Here is a 14618-nt window from a genome sequence, read left to right on the forward strand (position 1 = left end):
ATAAACTACTTGGCACTGGCTTATCAAACACCCTGTTGAGTTCTCAAAGAACAACCACACACCATCAGACAACCCACCAGGGCCACCATCCGGGGCTACCGTTCCGCTCCCGCACCCGCCGCTCTCGCGCCGGGCACTTTTACTACGTTACCCGGTGGTTTCCGCCGTGTCAAATCGACTTGCGCCGCTTTGTCACGCTTCCACCCGTTCTCCGGGCACCCCAAGCTGATCGGCTTGCGCCGTTCGTATCGGGGTTTCGGCAGGCCAGCCGCTGCGGTCTCCCGCTAGCGCGCCTGGGGCCCTGCCGGCGGCCAACCATACCCGGTCGGTTCCGCCTCGCCAAATCCGCCTCGCGACGGGTTCGGGGCACCGCCCGGCCCGGTCTCGAAGCGGTAGTGCCGCTCGTTCCCGGGGTCGACCTGCGCTCCGGCCTTCGGATCTTTCGACCCGTTTCGTCCGTTCCGCGCTGACGGAGAGAAAGTTACGCGTCCGACGGATTGAACGTCAAATCCGCCGGACGCGTCGCGCGTCACACCCCCTGGCCGGGCCTCACCGGACCTCGCCGGGAACCTCCAGCTCCACCCCGGCGAAGGACCGCTTGCCCCGACGCAACACCAGGTACCGGCCGTGCAGCAGGTCCTCCGGCCCGACCACGGCGTCGACCTCGGTCACCCGGTTGTTGTTGACGTAGGCGCCACCCTCGGTGATCACCCGGCGGGCCTCCTTCATGCTGGGCACCAGGCCGGACTCCTTGAGCAGGACGGCCACCTCCGGCAACTCGTCCAGGCGTACCAGGCCGGCTTCGGTGAGGGCGGCGCGCAGGGTGGCTGGCGACAGCTCCGCCAGGGAGCCACGACCGAACAGGGCCTGACTGGCGGCGACCACCTGGGCCATCTCCCGCTCACCGTGCACCAGGGTGGTGAGTTCCTCGGCCAGGGCACGCTGGGCGGCACGGGAGGCCGGCCGTTCCGCGGTCTCCTTCTCCAGCGCTTCGAGTTCCTCCCGGGAGCGGAAGCTGAAGTAGCGCAGGTAGCGCCCCACGTCCCGATCGTCGACGTTGATCCAGAACTGGTAGAAGGCGTACGGGCTGGTCATCTCGGGGTCTAGCCAGACCGCCCCGCCCTCGGTCTTACCGAACTTCGAGCCGTCGGACTTGGTGACCAGGGGGGTGGTGAAGCCCTGCACCGGTCCGGCGCCCCGACGACGGACGTAGTCGACCCCGGCGGTGATGTTGCCCCACTGGTCGGAGCCGCCGAACTGGAGTTGGCAGCCGTGCCGGCGGTGCAGTTCGAAGAAGTCGTTGGCCTGGAGCAGCTGGTAGCTGAACTCGGTGAAGCTGATGCCGCTCTCCAGCCGGGCCCGGACCACCTCCCGGGCCAGCATCTTGTTGACCGGGAAGTGCTTTCCCACGTCCCGGAGGAACTCCACCACCGACATCTCGCCGGTCCACTCCAGGTTGTTGACCAGCTGGGCCGCGTTGTCACCGGTGTACGACACGAAGGGCGCCAACTGGTCGCGGATGCGCTGCACCCAGCCGGCCACCACCTCGGGCGGGTTCAGGGTGCGCTCGGCGCTCTCCTTCGGGTCCCCGATCTGCCCGGTCGCGCCGCCGACCAGCAGCAACGGGCGGTGTCCGGCCAGTTGCAGACGACGTGCCGTGGTCACCTGCATCAGGTGGCCGACATGCAGGCTGGGCGCGGTCGGGTCGAACCCCACATAGAAGACGGCCGCCGGGCCGTCGAGCAGTGCGCGCAGCTCGTCGGGGTCGGTGGAGTCCTGGATCAGGCCGCGCCACCGCAGGTCGTCTAGGAAGGAGTCCCGCCCGGCCGGCGGGAGGTTGCTGTCGGTCACGGTCACCGATTCTCCCCCATCAGCGCCTCCGGGCCCTACCGGGTTGGCAGGCCTGCGACCTCGGTAGGGTGACCCTGCCAAGATCGAGGAGGCCGCCATGGAGATGTCCCAGCTCTCTACCGGGTTCTTCGCCCTGCTCGGCTTGGAGTACGGCGAGGTCAGCGGGGACCGGGTGACGGTCCGTTGGCGGGTACGCCCGGAGCTGCTCCAGCCGTACGGCATCCAGCATGGTGGGGTCTACTGCTCGGTGGTGGAGACGGCGGCCAGTGTGGGTGCCGGTCTCTGGTTGGGCGAGCGCGGCCGGGTGGTCGGGGTGTCCAACCAGACGGACTTCCTGCGGTCCGTCGGCGACGGGGAGTTGACCGCGGTCGCCACTCCGGTGCACCGGGGGCGTACCCAGCAGTTGTGGCAGGTGGAGATCACCGACGCCACGGATCGGCTGGTCGCCCGGGGACAGGTCCGCCTGCAGAACCTCTACCCCGACAGCTGAGCAGGTAGCTCCACACCGATGCCGTGACCGGGCGACAATGCCGGGTTTGCGGTAGTTAGCGGCAGTCTCGGCGATATCGTCGCCTCGATGACCGCGTCCGGGCCACCGCCGAGGTGAAGAAGCTGCTCGCGGCCACCCTCGGCATCCTCTCCGCGGTCGGTGGCTTCGTCGACATCGGTGACCTGGTGGCCGCCGGTCAGGCCGGGGCACGCTTCGGCATGTCGCACGCCTGGGTGCTGCTGCTCGGGGTGATCGCCATCTGCGCGTACGCCGAGATGGCCGGACGGATCGCGGCGGTGACCGGCCGGGCGGTGTTCGACCTGGTACGGGAGCGGCTCGGGGCCCGGATGGCCCTGGTCAACCTGGTGGCCTCGTACCTGGTCACGGTGATCACCCTGGCCGCCGAGCTGGGCGGGGTGGCGTTGGCGTTGCAACTGGCCAGCGGGGTGCCGTACCTGCTCTGGGTGCCGGTCGCCGGGGCGGCGGTGTGGCTGGTGCTGTGGCGGGTGCGTTTCCCGGTGATGGAGCGGCTGTTCGGGCTGGCCGGGCTGACCCTGGTGGTCTTCGCGGTGGCGCTGTTCTGGTTGCCGACCGACTGGGCGGCCCTCGGGCGGGGGGCGGTGAGCATCGACGACGGCGGCCAGGGCTGGGGGGCGTACTGGTTCGTCGCGGTGGCGTTGTTCGCCTCCACGGTCAGCCCGTACGAGGTGTTCTTCTTCTCCTCCGGCGGGGTGGAGGAGCGGTGGAGTTCGGCGGACCTGGCCGATGCCCGGTTCAGTGTGCTCGTCGGTTTCCCGATCGGCGGGTTCCTCGCCCTGTCGTTGATCGCCACCGCCACGGTGGTGCTACGGCCCGCCGGACTGACGGTCTCCGACCTCGGCGAGGTGGCCCACCCGGTGGTGCTGGCCTTCGGCGGGGTGGGGCTGGCGATCGCGGCCCTGGCCTTCTTCGCGGTCACCTTCGGGGCCGCCCTGGAGACCGGGCTGTCGGCCGCGTACGCCGCCGCGCAGTACTTCGGCTGGCAGTGGGGTAAGCGGGTGAACCCGCGCGAGGCGGCCCGGTTCCACACCGTGCTGCTGGTCAGTGTGCTGCTGGGGGTGTTGCTGCTGCTCACCCGGATCGATCCGGTGACCCTGACCGAGTACATGTTGATCATCAGTGCGGTGGCCCTGCCGCTGACCTACCTGCCGATCCTGGTGGTGGCCAACGACCGCACCTACCTGGGCGACCGGGTCAACGGGCGGTGGCTCAACGTCCTGGGCGCGGTCCTGCTGCTGATCATCGTGGCTGCGGCGATCGCCGCCATCCCGGTGGCCGTCGGGACCAGAATGGGGCAGTGAGGATCCAGATCAGCCATGATCTGCTCGACCGCCAACTCGTCGACCGGGACGGCCGGCTGATCGGCAAGGTCGACGATGTGGAGTTCGCCCTGGATGCGCAGGGGACGCCGTACCTGCGGACCCTGCTGACCGGGCCGGGGGCCCTCGGGTTGCGGGTCGGCGGCCGGATCGGCCGGATGCTGGTGCTGACCGCGGAACGGTTCGTCGCCGAGCCGCCGATGGTGCCGCTGCGCATCCCGTACGGGCTGGTGGCGGGTATCGACAGTGCGGTGCGGCTGCGGGTACGGGCCGAGGATCTGCCCACCTCCCCGGTGGAGTTGTGGCTGCGTCGTCACCTGATCGGCAAGATCCCCGGAGCCGGCCGTGCGGGCGGGTGAGCTGCTGGGCCGCACCGCGTACGACGAGCAGGGCCGACGGTTGGGTCGGGTGGTGGACCTGGTGGTGCGGGGTACCCCGGGTGGGCCGCTGCGGTTGACCGACCTGGTGGTGACCCGCCACTGGTACGGCCGGCTCAGCGGTCGGTTGATCGGCCCGGAACGGCACCCCTCCGGGCCCTGGGCGATCCGGGCGCTCGCCCGGCTGCTGAACCGCAGCACCGTGCAGGTGCCGGTGCACCGACTCAGGTTCGATCCGCCGGTGCCAGGTCTTCCTGTGGATCCCGCGCCCCGCTGACCGCCTGCTGGTCAGCCTCCTCCTGTTCAAGCGCCTCCTGGTCAGCCGCCTGCTGGTCGGCTTCCTGCTGGTCGGTCGGCTCGGCGTCCGGTGCGGGTTCGGCGGGGCGGCACAGCCGTACCCCGGTGATGGCCCGGTCGTCGACCTGGGTGACCTCCAGGCGCCACCCGTCGACCGTGAGGTGTTCGCCGACGGTGGGGATCCGGCCCAGGCCGGCGAGGACCAGGCCGGCGACCGTGGTGTAGTCGCCCTCCGGTCGGGCGGGCAGTTCCACCCCGATGTCCGGCAGGTCGTGGATCGGGAAGGTGCCGGACAGCAGCAGGGCGCCGTCGTCGTCGGTGCGTACCTCGCGGATGTCCCGGTCGGTCTCGTCGTAGATCTCCCCGACGATCTCCTCCAGGACGTCCTCCAGGGTGACGATGCCCTCGACGGCACCCCGTTCGTCCACCACCAGCGCCATGTGCTGGCGTTCCGCCTTGAACTGACGCAGGGCGTCGACCACCGAGACGGAGTCCGGCAGCAGCATCGGTGGGCGTACGCACTCGTCGACCGGCTGGTCGTCGCGGACCCCGACCAGGTCCCGCAGGTGGATGACCCCGACGGTCTCGTCCAGGCCGCCGTGGCGGACCACCGGGGCCCGGGAGTGCCCGGAGGCGGCCAGCACCAGCCGGGCCGCCTCGGCGGTGGTGCCGCTGTCCAGGCAGAAGACCCGCAGCCGGGGCACCAGTACGGCGCGCAGCTTCCGGTCGGCGATCTCCACCGCCCCGGCGATGATGGTCTGCTGCTCCTTGGTGAAGCCGTGGTTGCCGGCGACGATGTCGCGTAGTTCGTCCGGGCTGATCTCGTCCCGCTCGGGTTTCGGGTTCAGCCCGACCAGCCGGACCACCAGGTCGCTGGTGGCGCCCAGCAGCCACACCGCCGGGCGGGTGAGGGCGGCGAGCAGGTCCAGGGGGCGGGCGACGAGCAGGGCCCAGCGCTCCGGGATCTGCATCGCGATCCGTTTCGGGGCGAGTTCCCCGAAGACCAGGGTGACGAAGGTCAGGGCCAGGGTGACCAGCACGATGGCCATCGGTTCGGCGGCTCGGCCGAACACCTGCAACAACGGCGTCAGGGGCCGGGCCAGCGACACCGCCGCCGCCGCCGAGGCCAGGAAGCCGGCCAGGGTGATGCCGATCTGGATGGTGGCCAGGAATCGGTTGGGGTCGCGGGCCAGCCGGGCCAGTACCTCTCCGGCGCGGCCGGTGCGGGCCAGCCGCTGGATCTGGCTGTCGCGCAGCGACACCAGAGCCAGCTCACTCCCGGCGAAGATCGCGTTGATGATGATCAGGACCGCGACCAGGGCCAGCTGAATCCAGTAGCTGTGCACGCCCGGTTCTCCCTCGTCGGACCGCGCCCGGTGGCGCCGCCGGTGGAAGTCCCACCGACGTAGCGGTGCCTATGCCCACTTGCCGCGATGGTGAATCATCCTCCGCGCCGGGTCACCCTTGCGGGAGATCCAGGGCGTACGACCGGCCGTGGGGGCGGAACCCGATGCGCTGGTAGTAGGGGGCCCGCATGCCCGGTGGGCTGAGCACCCGGCGGAATCCCCGGTCGGTGAACAGGCTGCTGCGTCGGTAGACGAACTCCCCCGGGGTGAAGTCCCGGAAGGCCGGGGTGACGTAGTCCAGGTCCACCTGGGCCACCCCGTCTCCGGCGTCGTGGGCCAGCACCACCCCGACGACCTCGTCGGCGCGGACCACCAGGAAGGCCGACCGGCCGGGCATCGGCTCGGGGCGGAAGCCGGGGTTGAACCGGGCGATGTCGGCGGCGTGCACCCGCAGGGTGTGGGCCAGGAAGGCGTCGTCGGCGCCCACCTCGACCACCTGGTAGGTCTGCTCGTCGTGCCGGGTGGCCAGCAGCTTCCGCAGGTACCAGATGTTGATCACCGACAGGACGACGTTGAGCCCCACCATGGGCCACACCTGCACGGCGGCGTTGTAGCCGATGAGTACCAGGCTGCCGATCAGGTTGACCGCCCGTAGCCGCAGGATGCGGGTCTGCACCAGGGACCAGACCAGCAGGGCGGAGCCGGTCCAGCCGACGAGTTCCAGCCAGTTCACCCCGCGAGGGTAGTGGCCGCCCAGGTCGACGCACCCTCCGGGCGGTGGCCCGGGACCGGGGTCAGGCCGGCAACTCCAGCAGGTACTCGTCGATCTCCTCGCCCCGGCCGGGGGCGTACGCCCGCTCGGTGGCCCGGACGACGAACCCGCAGCGACGCAGCACGGTCAGCGAGGCGATGTTGTCCGTCGCGGTCCGCGCGTACAGGGGGCGGCGGGTCACCTCGCGCAGCAGCGCGGCCAGGGCCCGGGTGGCGTACCCCCGGCCCCACCGGGTGGGGTCGATCCAGTAGCTGACCTCGGTGCGTCCCTCGGCGGGGAAGGCCAGCACATGCCCGACCACCGCGTCGTCGACCGTCACCGTCCAGGCCAGATTCTCCGGGTCGGTCAGGATGTGGACCCAGTGTGCGGCGAAGGCCCGGGGGTCGGCCGGGTCGGCGGCGCCGAAGGCGGCCATCCGGGCGGCCTCGGGGTCCAGTTGGTGGGCGTAGAACTCCGGCAGGTCGTCCTCGGCGACGGCACGCAGCCGTAAGTCGTCGCTCATCGCCGTTGACGATACGCCCTGAGCCCGGCAGGGCCTTTGGTCCCGAGCCGGGCGGGCCCTAGCCCCTGCCGGACAACAACAGTCACACGGGACGCTTGGACCACAAGGGCAGCCGTCGGGGCAGCGCGGTGACGAGAGGTACGTGGGCAGGGGTGCGACCGTGAGCACTGACACCGTCACCCGACCGGTGACCCCCGGCGGGCTCAGTTCCGCCGAGGCCGCGCAGCGGTTGCGCCGGGACGGGCCGAACAGCACCGAGGCGCCACCCCGCCGGCACCTGACCGTACGGGTCCTGCGGCAGTTGACCGACCCCCTGGTCGCCCTGCTGCTGGCCGCCGCCGTGGTCACCACCGTCCTGCGGGACTACCCCGACACCGCGGTGATCCTGCTCGTGGTCGCGGTCAACACGATCATCGGGGTGGTGCAGGAGGTACGCGCCGACCGGGCCATCGCCGCCCTGGACCAACTGGCCGCGCCGACCGCCCGGGTGCTGCGCGACGGCCGGGACCTGGTGCTGCCCGCCGCCGACCTGGTCCGGGGTGACCTGGTCCGGATCGAGGCCGGTGACGTGGTCCCGGCCGACCTGCTGCTGGAGGAGACCAGCCGGCTGCGGCTGGACGAGTCCGCCCTCACCGGCGAGTCGATGCCGGTGGCCCGGGACATCGGCGAGGAGGCCAGCGCCGGCACGGTGGTCACCGTGGGACGGGCCACCGGCACGGTGGTCCGCACCGGAGCGGCCAGCGCCCTGGGCCGGATCGCCAGTCTGGCGGCCACCACCCGACCGGGCCCTACTCCCCTGCAACGGCGGCTGTCGGCCCTGGGGCGGGTCCTGGGTCTGGTCGCCGTCCTGCTCTCCGGGCTGGTCTTCGTCCTCGGGGTACTCGGTGGGCGGCCGGTGGTGGAGATGGCCGTCACCGCGGTGAGCCTGGTGGTGGCGGCGGTTCCGGAGTCACTGCCTGCGGTGGTCACCCTGGCCCTGGCGCTCGGTGCCCGGCGGATGGCCACCGCTCGGGCCATCCCCCGTCGGCTGCACGCCGTGGAGAGCCTCGGTTCGGTCACCGTGATCGCCTCGGACAAGACCGGCACCCTCACCGAGGGGCGGATGGCCGTGCAGCAGGCCCGTACCGCCGAGGGGGGCCGCTTCGAGGTCACCGGCACCGGGTACGCCCCGCACGGCATGATCCAGCGGGACGGGGATCGGGTGGCGGTCACCGACGAGTTGCGCCGGCTGGCCCGGGCCGGGCTGCTGTGCAACGACGCGACGCTGGCCGCACCGGATGAGCAGCGACCGGACTGGGGTGCGGTCGGTGACCCGTTGGAGGCGGCCCTGGTGACCTTCGCGGCCCGCTGCGGCCTGGAACCGCAGACCACCCGCCGGGCCTGGCCCCGGGTCGCCGAGCACCCCTTCGACCAGGAGCTGCGCCGGATGACCACGGTGCACCGGTCCTGCGACAACCGATACCTGGTGGTGTGCAAGGGGGCGCCGGAGAGTGTGCTGGCCGCGCCGCTGGTCGACGCCGACGCCGAGGAACTGGCCGAGCTGGCCGCCGCGGCGGCCGAGTTGGCGGGGGCGGGGCTGCGGGTGCTCGCCCTGGCGGCGGCGCTGGTGGACACCCCGCCGACCGATCCCGCCCACCCGGTCGGGCTTCAGGTGGTCGGACTGGTCGGGGTCGGTGACCCGCTGCGGGCCGGGGCGCCGGAGATCGCGGGCAGCTTCACCGAGGCCGGGGTGCGGCTGGTGCTGATCACCGGGGACCATCCGGCGACCGCGGCGGCCATCGCCGGGCAGCTCGGCGTCTGGGACCCCGGGGACCCGGTGGTACGCGGGGACGACGGTGATCCGGCCGAGGCGGACCCGGCGGCGCGGGTGTTCGCCCGTACCCGCCCGGAGCAGAAGCTCGACATCGTCGCCGCGATGCAGGCCCGAGGGCATGTGGTGGCGATGACCGGCGACGGGGTCAACGACGCACCCGCCCTGCGCCGCGCCGACATCGGGGTGGCCATGGGCAGCGGCACCGAGGTGGCTCGGCAGGCCGCCGACCTGGTGCTGGTCGACGACGACCTGTCGACCGTGGCGACCGCGATCGGCGAGGGACGGCGGATCTACGACAACATCCGGCGGTTCCTGCGCTACGCCCTCTCCGGTGGGGTGGCCGAGATCGTGGTGATGCTGCTGGGTCCGCTGTTCGGGTTGGCCGTACCGCTGCTGCCGGCGCAGATCCTCTGGATCAACCTGCTCACCCACGGGCTGCCGGGGGTGGCCCTGGGCGCCGAGCCGGCGGAACCGGGCACCCTGGGTCGGGCACCCCGCTCACCGCAGGAATCGGTGCTCGGGGCGGGGCTGGGCCGACACATCCTGGTCGCTGGAGCGTTGATCTCGGCAGTGACCCTCGGGGCGGGCGTACTCGCCGCACACTGGGAACGGCCCTGGCAGTCGGTCGTCTTCGTGGTGCTGGGTCTGGCCCAGCTCGGGGTCGCCCTGGCGGTCCGCGCGCCACGGCCACCCGGCGCACGGCGGGGCAACCCGGCGCTGCCGCTGGCCGTGGCGGTCTCCGCGCTGCTGCAGGTCGCCGGGGTGCTGGTGGCACCGCTGCGGGACCTGCTGGGCACCCGACCGCTGGGGGCCGTGGACCTGCTCGCCTGCGCGGTGGTGAGCGTGCTGCCCGGTCTGGTGCTCCGGCTGACGATGATGACTCGTCGGGGTCGGTGACGGTGACCTGGCGCGATGGGTCAGGCTGATAGTGATCCGAAGGAGGACTCGATGAACAGCAAGACCGCCCCCGTCGTGGTGGGTGTGGACGGTTCCGAGATGGCCCTGCACGCGGTACGCGCCGCCGCCCGGGAGGCCGCGTACCGGCAGCTGCCGCTGCGGGTCGTACACGCCTTCATCTGGCCGTTGATGCGGGTGCCGTTGGGTCCCGCGCCGGGAGCGCCGGCCGACGCCGGCCTGCGTAACCAGGCCGAGCAGTTCGTGACCGAGGCGGTGGCCGAAGCTACCAAGATCGGCCCGGAGGTCTCCGTCACCGGCGCGGTGGTGCACGGCGCGGCACCGGCGGTCATGCTGGCCGAGTCCGAGGACGCCGCCCTGCTGGTGCTCGGCAGCCGGGGCCTGGGTGGGTTCGCCGGGCTGCTGCTCGGCTCGGTGGCCGTGCAGCTCAGTGCCCGGGCCACCTGCCCGGTGCTGGTGGTCCGGGGTGAGCAGCGCGCCGACGGGCCGGTGGTCGTCGGGGTCGACGGCTCCCCCGCCTCCGACGAGGCGGTCGGGTTCGCGTTCGAGGAGGCCGCCCGGCGCGACACCGAACTGGTGGCCGTGCACTCCTGGCTCTACCCGACGCCGGCCGGTCCGGGCGACATCCTGCCGCTGGTCTACGACCTGGACGCCTTCCAGAAGCAGGAGGAGCAGGTCCTCGCCGAGGCCGTGGCGCGCTGGTCGCCGCGGTACCCGAAGGTGCCGGTGCGGCAGTCGCTGGTGCGGGGCTCCCCCGCCCGGGCGCTGGTGGAGCAGTCCCGTGGGGCCCAACTGGTGGTCGTCGGGGCGCGGGGACGCGGGGCCCTGGCCGGGTTGCTGCTGGGCTCGGTCAGTCACGCGGTGCTGCACCATGCGGACGCACCGGTGGTGGTCATCCGCGAACCGCGTACCGTCGAAGGATCCTGATGAGGCGACGACCTCTGGAGGCATCATGAACCGACCTGTCGTAGTGGGGGTGGACGGCTCCCCGCCTAGCCTGGTCGCCGCCGAGCACGCGGCCCAGGAGGCGGTGTGGCGGTCCCGTCCGCTGCACCTGGTGCACGGCTACCTGCACCCACTCGGCTACGGGGTGCCGATCAACCCCTACGAGGTGGGTCTGCCGGCGCCCTCGGAGGACGGGCGGAAGATGCTCGAACAGACCGCCACCGAACTGGTCGACCGGTGGCCCTCGCTGACCGTAGAGGTGCGGCAGGTCGCCGGTGGGCCCGGTGCCACCCTGGTCGAGGAGTCCCGTCGGGCCGAACTGGTAGTGGTGGGCAGTCGGGGTCTGGGCGGCTTCGCCGGCCTGCTGCTCGGCTCAGTCGGCACCCAGGTGGCCGCGCACGGGCACTGCCCGGTGCTGGTGGTCCGGCCACCGGACCGGCCACTGCCGACCGACGGACCGGTGGTCGTCGGGATCGACGGCTCCGAGTCGGCCGAACTCGCCGTCGGGCACGGCGCCGAGGAGGCGGTCCGACGCGGGGGCACCCTGGTGTTGATGCACATCAGCGGGGAGCGGGACATCGACGGGGAACACCTGCTGGCCACCGCCGCGGCGGCCACCCGAGGCAGTCACCCCGGGCTGACCGTAGAGGAACGGGTGGTCACCGGCCGGAAGCCCGACGAGGCGCTCATCGAGGCCTCCGAGCAGGCCGCGCTGGTGGTGGTCGGGTCCCGGGGTCGGGGCGGCTTCGCCGGCCTGCTGCTCGGCTCGGTCAGCCAGGCGTTGGTGCAACACGCCCGCTGCCCGGTGCTCGTCGCCCACCCGCACGCCGCCGACCACGTGGTCTGACCGGCCACCGGCCCCGCAGGTCGCCCTGCGGGGCCGGGCCAGTGCTGCCGGTCTCGTGCTGCCGGTCTCGTGCTGCCGGTCTCGTGCTGCCTGGGCCGGGTAGCCAGGCCGACCCGTGGGCGGTGCCGGTCAGGGGTGGTCGCCTCGGAGCAGTTGCGCGAAGTCGGTCGTCAGGGCGAAGGGGTCGGCCGGGCCGGCGGAGGGGGCGCTGCGGTGCACCTGCCCGGCCAACTCGGCGGCGGCCCGCTCGATCCGGGTCCGTAGGGCGCCCTGCGCCGTACCGCCGGACCAGTCCTCCGGGGCCGCGAAGACGGCGGTCGGCAGGACCACCGCCCGCAGGTAGGTGAACATCGGCCGGATCGCGTGCTCCAGGGCCAGCGAGTGCCGGGCGGTGCCGCCGGTCGCGGCGACCAGGACCGGCCGACCCCCCAGGGCCTCGGCGTCGACCAGGTCGAAGAAGGACTTGAACAGCCCGCTGTACGAGGCGTTGAAGATCGGGGTCACCGCGATCAGCCCGTCCGCGCCGGTGACCTGCTCCAGCACCTGCCGCAGCGGCTCCGCTGGGAAGCCGGTGAGCAGGTGGTTGACGATGTCGTGGGCGTGTTCCCGCAGCTCGACCGGGTGCAGGGTGACCTGTTCGCCGTACCCGGTCAGGGCGTCGCGGGTGGCGGCGGCGAGCTGGTCGGCCAGCAGCCGGGTGGAGGAGGGCTGACTGAGCCCGGCGGAGACCACGGCGATGGTACGCACGCTCACCGGCCGGCCTCCGTCCCGGCGCTCCTGTCGGGGGCGGCGCGCAGGGAGGCGTGGGTGGGTGCCGCCGGTACGTGGGCCGGACGCAGGGACTCGAACTCCTTGCGCAGCACCGGTACGACCTCCTCCCCGAGCAGGTCGAGCTGCTCCAGCACGGTCTTCAGCGGCAGACCGGCGTGGTCGATCAGGAACAGTTGCCGCTGGTAGTCGCCGACGTAGTCACGGAAGCCGAGGGTCCGGTCGATGACCTGTTGCGGGCTGCCCACGGTCAGCGGGGTCTGTGCGGTGAACTCCTCCAGCGACGGACCGTGCCCGTACACCGGGGCGTTGTCGAAGTAGGGGCGGAACTCGCGTACCGCGTCCTGGGAGTTACGCCGCATGAACACCTGGCCGCCGAGGCCGACGATGGCCTGGTCGGCGCTGCCGTGGCCGTAGTGCTCGAAGCGCTGCCGGTACAGCCCCACCATGCGGCGGGTGTGCTCGGCCGGCCAGAAGATGTGGTTGGCGAAGAAGCCGTCCCCGTAGTACGCGGCCTGCTCGGCGATCTCCGGGCTGCGGATGGAGCCGTGCCAGACGAACGGCGGCACCCCGTCGAGCGGCCGGGGGGTCGAGGTGAAGGACTGCAAGGGGGTACGGAACTTGCCCCGCCAGTCGACGGTGTCCTCACGCCAGAGCCGGCGCAGCAGGTCGTAGTTCTCGATGGCCAGCGGGATGCCGTTGCGGATGTCCTGTCCGAACCAGGGGTAGACCGGGCCGGTGTTGCCACGCCCCATCATCAGGTCCACCCGGCCGTCGGCCAGATGCTGCAACATCGCGTAGTCCTCGGCGATCTTCACCGGGTCGTTCGTGGTGATCAGGGTGGTCGCGGTGGACAGCAGCAGCCGCTCGGTGCGGGCGGCGATGTAGCCCAGCATGGTGGTCGGCGAGGAGGGCACGAACGGCGGGTTGTGGTGCTCGCCGGTGGCGAAGACGTCGAGACCGACCTCCTCGGCCTTGAGGGCGATGGCGACCATCGCCTTGATGCGCTCACGCTCGGTCGGCTCCCGCCCGTTGGTCGGGTCGACGGTGACGTCACCGACGGTGAAGACTCCGAACTGCATGATGCGCTCCTCGTGTCGTCCGACCGGGACAGGTGTCCCCGGTGCCCCCGACAACATATTTGACGAGTCAACTATTCCGCGACCCGGGTTCCCCTGATGTCCCCCGTCACGGCACCTCCACTCCCACCCGCGCGCTGGAGCACATGGCGAGCCTCGACTCGTAGGATGAAGCGACCTGCCAGGATCAGGAGGGCCTTGATGGTTCGGACGTTCACGGCTGCCGTCCACCAGGAAGAGGACTGGTACGTCGCTCGATGCTTGGAGCTCGACGTAGCCAGCCAGGGCGAGACGCTCGACGAAGCCCTGACCAACCTACGAGAAGCAGTCGAGGTCTACCTCGAAGAGGTCTCCCAGCCCGCCATCGAGGCTACGCCGCTAGTGACGTCCTTCCAGGTCGGAAGGGCCGCATGAGCCCGGCTCTGGCCGATCTTCCGCTCCGCAAGTTACTCGCGGCGCTTGCCAAGGCCGGGTTCGATCACGTGCGTACGAAGGGCAGCCACGCGGTCTACCGCAACCCTTCGGGGAGGGTGGTGATCGTTCCCCAGCACCACACGATCAAGCGGGGAACCCTCGCGTCCATTCTCCGCCAGGCCGGATTGACGCCGGGCGAGTTCCAGCAACTGCTCGACTGATCCGGAGCCTTCAGCTTCGTCGGCGTCGGGGGACGTGGCGGCGGTAGGGGCTGACGGTCGGGTCGCCGGTGATCCAGAATCGCCACGGAACGTCGTGGGCGGCGGCCACCCCGACGCGCGGGCCGGCGGAAACAGCCGACGGGGCGACCGGCCGGGTAGGCGGGGTCAGCAGCAGCGGCCCGGTGCCGTCGAGCATCGACGTGCCGTTCGCCGCTGCCGTGATGCCGAGCGCCCTCACCAGGCGGGCGGGTCCCCGGGCGAGATCCCGGTCGGGCACCTCACCGCGCCGCTTGCGGGCCAGATCCAGGCCGTCGACCACCTCGCCCGCGCGCAGCAGCACCGCCGCCGCCTCCCCATCCGGGCCGCAAACCAGATTCAGACACCAGTGCACACCGAAGACGAAGTACGTGTAGGCGTACCCCGCCGGACCGAACATGACCTTCGTACGGGGGGTCGGGCCACGGTGAGCGTGCGAGGCCGGGTCCTCGCCGGTGCCCGCGTACGCCTCGACCTCGGTCAGCCTGACCCGGACGCCGTTGGCCGCCACCTCCCAGCCGAGCAGCGACCGCGCGGTCTGCGCGACATCGGCGGCGGGCGCGGTCAGCCAAGGGTGGTCCACCCGT

Annotated in this window: 16 protein-coding genes; 9 read left to right on the plus strand and 7 right to left on the minus strand. The window is 71.8% G+C overall.

From position 1 onward, the window contains the following. Positions 1–549 precede the first annotated feature (549 nt). Positions 550–1851, minus strand: coding sequence for a tyrosine--tRNA ligase (tyrS, locus tag OIE53_RS12010; protein WP_327027163.1), 1302 nt, complete (start codon positions 1849–1851; stop codon positions 550–552). Positions 1852–1948: 97 nt separating this feature from the next. On the opposite strand from tyrS, the gene OIE53_RS12015 reads away from it, so the two are divergent. The 4 genes from OIE53_RS12015 (at position 1949) to OIE53_RS12030 (ending at position 4353) form a co-directional block, all read left to right on the plus strand. After that, positions 1949–2341 (plus strand): PaaI family thioesterase, encoded by a 393-nt coding sequence (locus tag OIE53_RS12015; RefSeq protein WP_327026682.1) that lies wholly within the window; start codon positions 1949–1951, stop codon positions 2339–2341. A 113-nt stretch (positions 2342–2454) separates the two neighbouring features. Continuing rightward, on the plus strand, positions 2455–3681 hold the full coding sequence (locus OIE53_RS12020) for an NRAMP family divalent metal transporter (protein ID WP_327026683.1): 1227 nt from the start codon (positions 2455–2457) through the stop codon (positions 3679–3681). Beyond that, positions 3678–4058: a hypothetical protein gene (locus OIE53_RS12025; protein WP_327026684.1), complete on the plus strand. Its 381-nt coding sequence runs from the start codon at positions 3678–3680 to the stop codon at positions 4056–4058. The genes OIE53_RS12020 and OIE53_RS12025 overlap by 4 nt, the downstream gene beginning before the upstream one ends. After that, positions 4045–4353 (plus strand): PRC-barrel domain-containing protein, encoded by a 309-nt coding sequence (locus OIE53_RS12030; RefSeq protein ID WP_327026685.1) that lies wholly within the window; start codon positions 4045–4047, stop codon positions 4351–4353. The genes OIE53_RS12025 and OIE53_RS12030 overlap by 14 nt, the downstream gene beginning before the upstream one ends. On the opposite strand, the gene OIE53_RS12035 is transcribed toward OIE53_RS12030, so the two are convergent. The 3 genes from OIE53_RS12035 to OIE53_RS12045 all read right to left on the minus strand — a co-directional run bounded on the left by OIE53_RS12035 (position 4301) and on the right by OIE53_RS12045 (position 6993). Further along, entirely contained in the window at positions 4301–5719 is a 1419-nt protein-coding gene (locus tag OIE53_RS12035) for a hemolysin family protein (protein ID WP_327026686.1), read from the minus strand. The genes OIE53_RS12030 and OIE53_RS12035 overlap by 53 nt on opposite strands. A gap of 112 nt (positions 5720–5831) precedes the next feature. After that, positions 5832–6452 carry a hypothetical protein gene (locus OIE53_RS12040; RefSeq protein ID WP_327026687.1) on the minus strand — a complete coding sequence of 207 codons (621 nt, stop codon included), beginning with the start codon at positions 6450–6452 and terminating at the stop codon, positions 5832–5834. A 61-nt stretch (positions 6453–6513) separates the two neighbouring features. Further along, entirely contained in the window at positions 6514–6993 is a 480-nt protein-coding gene (locus OIE53_RS12045; RefSeq protein WP_327026688.1) for a GNAT family N-acetyltransferase, read from the minus strand. 160 nt (positions 6994–7153) lie between these two features. Here OIE53_RS12045 and OIE53_RS12050 point away from each other — a divergent pair, with 160 nt between their 5' ends. Genes OIE53_RS12050 through OIE53_RS12060 form a run of 3 tightly spaced genes read left to right on the plus strand, consistent with a single transcriptional unit; the run spans position 7154 to position 11513 of the window. Continuing rightward, a complete protein-coding gene (locus OIE53_RS12050; RefSeq protein WP_327026689.1) occupies positions 7154–9703 on the plus strand; it encodes a cation-translocating P-type ATPase in 2550 nt (849 codons plus the stop codon). A gap of 51 nt (positions 9704–9754) precedes the next feature. Further along, on the plus strand, positions 9755–10648 hold the full coding sequence (locus OIE53_RS12055) for a universal stress protein (RefSeq protein ID WP_327026690.1): 894 nt from the start codon (positions 9755–9757) through the stop codon (positions 10646–10648). A 25-nt stretch (positions 10649–10673) separates the two neighbouring features. Continuing rightward, positions 10674–11513, plus strand: coding sequence for a universal stress protein (locus tag OIE53_RS12060; protein WP_327026691.1), 840 nt, complete (start codon positions 10674–10676; stop codon positions 11511–11513). A gap of 129 nt (positions 11514–11642) precedes the next feature. Here the strand turns inward: OIE53_RS12060 and OIE53_RS12065 are convergent, their stop codons facing one another. Beyond that, complete coding sequence (locus tag OIE53_RS12065; RefSeq protein WP_327026692.1) at positions 11643–12266, minus strand: FMN reductase; 624 nt, start codon at positions 12264–12266, stop codon at positions 11643–11645. Continuing rightward, complete coding sequence (locus OIE53_RS12070) at positions 12263–13363, minus strand: LLM class flavin-dependent oxidoreductase (protein WP_327026693.1); 1101 nt, start codon at positions 13361–13363, stop codon at positions 12263–12265. Before OIE53_RS12070 ends, OIE53_RS12065 begins: the two co-directional genes overlap by 4 nt. A 165-nt stretch (positions 13364–13528) precedes the next feature. Here OIE53_RS12070 and OIE53_RS12075 point away from each other — a divergent pair, with 165 nt between their 5' ends. Both OIE53_RS12075 and OIE53_RS12080 read left to right on the plus strand, forming a co-directional pair. Continuing rightward, positions 13529–13774, plus strand: coding sequence for a type II toxin-antitoxin system HicB family antitoxin (locus OIE53_RS12075; RefSeq protein ID WP_327026694.1), 246 nt, complete (start codon positions 13529–13531; stop codon positions 13772–13774). Next, positions 13771–13995, plus strand: coding sequence for a type II toxin-antitoxin system HicA family toxin (locus tag OIE53_RS12080; protein ID WP_327026695.1), 225 nt, complete (start codon positions 13771–13773; stop codon positions 13993–13995). The genes OIE53_RS12075 and OIE53_RS12080 overlap by 4 nt, the downstream gene beginning before the upstream one ends. A gap of 10 nt (positions 13996–14005) precedes the next feature. Here the strand turns inward: OIE53_RS12080 and OIE53_RS12085 are convergent, their stop codons facing one another. Further along, positions 14006–14614: a DNA-3-methyladenine glycosylase gene (locus tag OIE53_RS12085; RefSeq protein ID WP_327026696.1), complete on the minus strand. Its 609-nt coding sequence runs from the start codon at positions 14612–14614 to the stop codon at positions 14006–14008. Positions 14615–14618 lie beyond the last annotated feature (4 nt).

Origin of the sequence: Micromonospora sp. NBC_01739, from assembly GCF_035920385.1 — a bacterium.
GTDB lineage: Bacteria > Actinomycetota > Actinomycetes > Mycobacteriales > Micromonosporaceae > Micromonospora.

What these genes read in the sequence shown, in the direction of transcription:
- OIE53_RS12060 (WP_327026691.1), top strand. Translation starts at nt 10,674, where the DNA reads ATGAACCGACCTGTCGTAGTGGGGGTGGACGGCTCCCCGCCTAGCCTG.
- OIE53_RS12070 (WP_327026693.1), bottom strand. Translation starts at nt 13,363, where the DNA reads ATGCAGTTCGGAGTCTTCACCGTCGGTGACGTCACCGTCGACCCGACC.
- OIE53_RS12015 (WP_327026682.1), top strand. Translation starts at nt 1,949, where the DNA reads ATGGAGATGTCCCAGCTCTCTACCGGGTTCTTCGCCCTGCTCGGCTTG.
- OIE53_RS12075 (WP_327026694.1), top strand. Translation starts at nt 13,529, where the DNA reads ATGAAGCGACCTGCCAGGATCAGGAGGGCCTTGATGGTTCGGACGTTC.
- OIE53_RS12080 (WP_327026695.1), top strand. Translation starts at nt 13,771, where the DNA reads ATGAGCCCGGCTCTGGCCGATCTTCCGCTCCGCAAGTTACTCGCGGCG.
- OIE53_RS12045 (WP_327026688.1), bottom strand. Translation starts at nt 6,993, where the DNA reads ATGAGCGACGACTTACGGCTGCGTGCCGTCGCCGAGGACGACCTGCCG.
- OIE53_RS12055 (WP_327026690.1), top strand. Translation starts at nt 9,755, where the DNA reads ATGAACAGCAAGACCGCCCCCGTCGTGGTGGGTGTGGACGGTTCCGAG.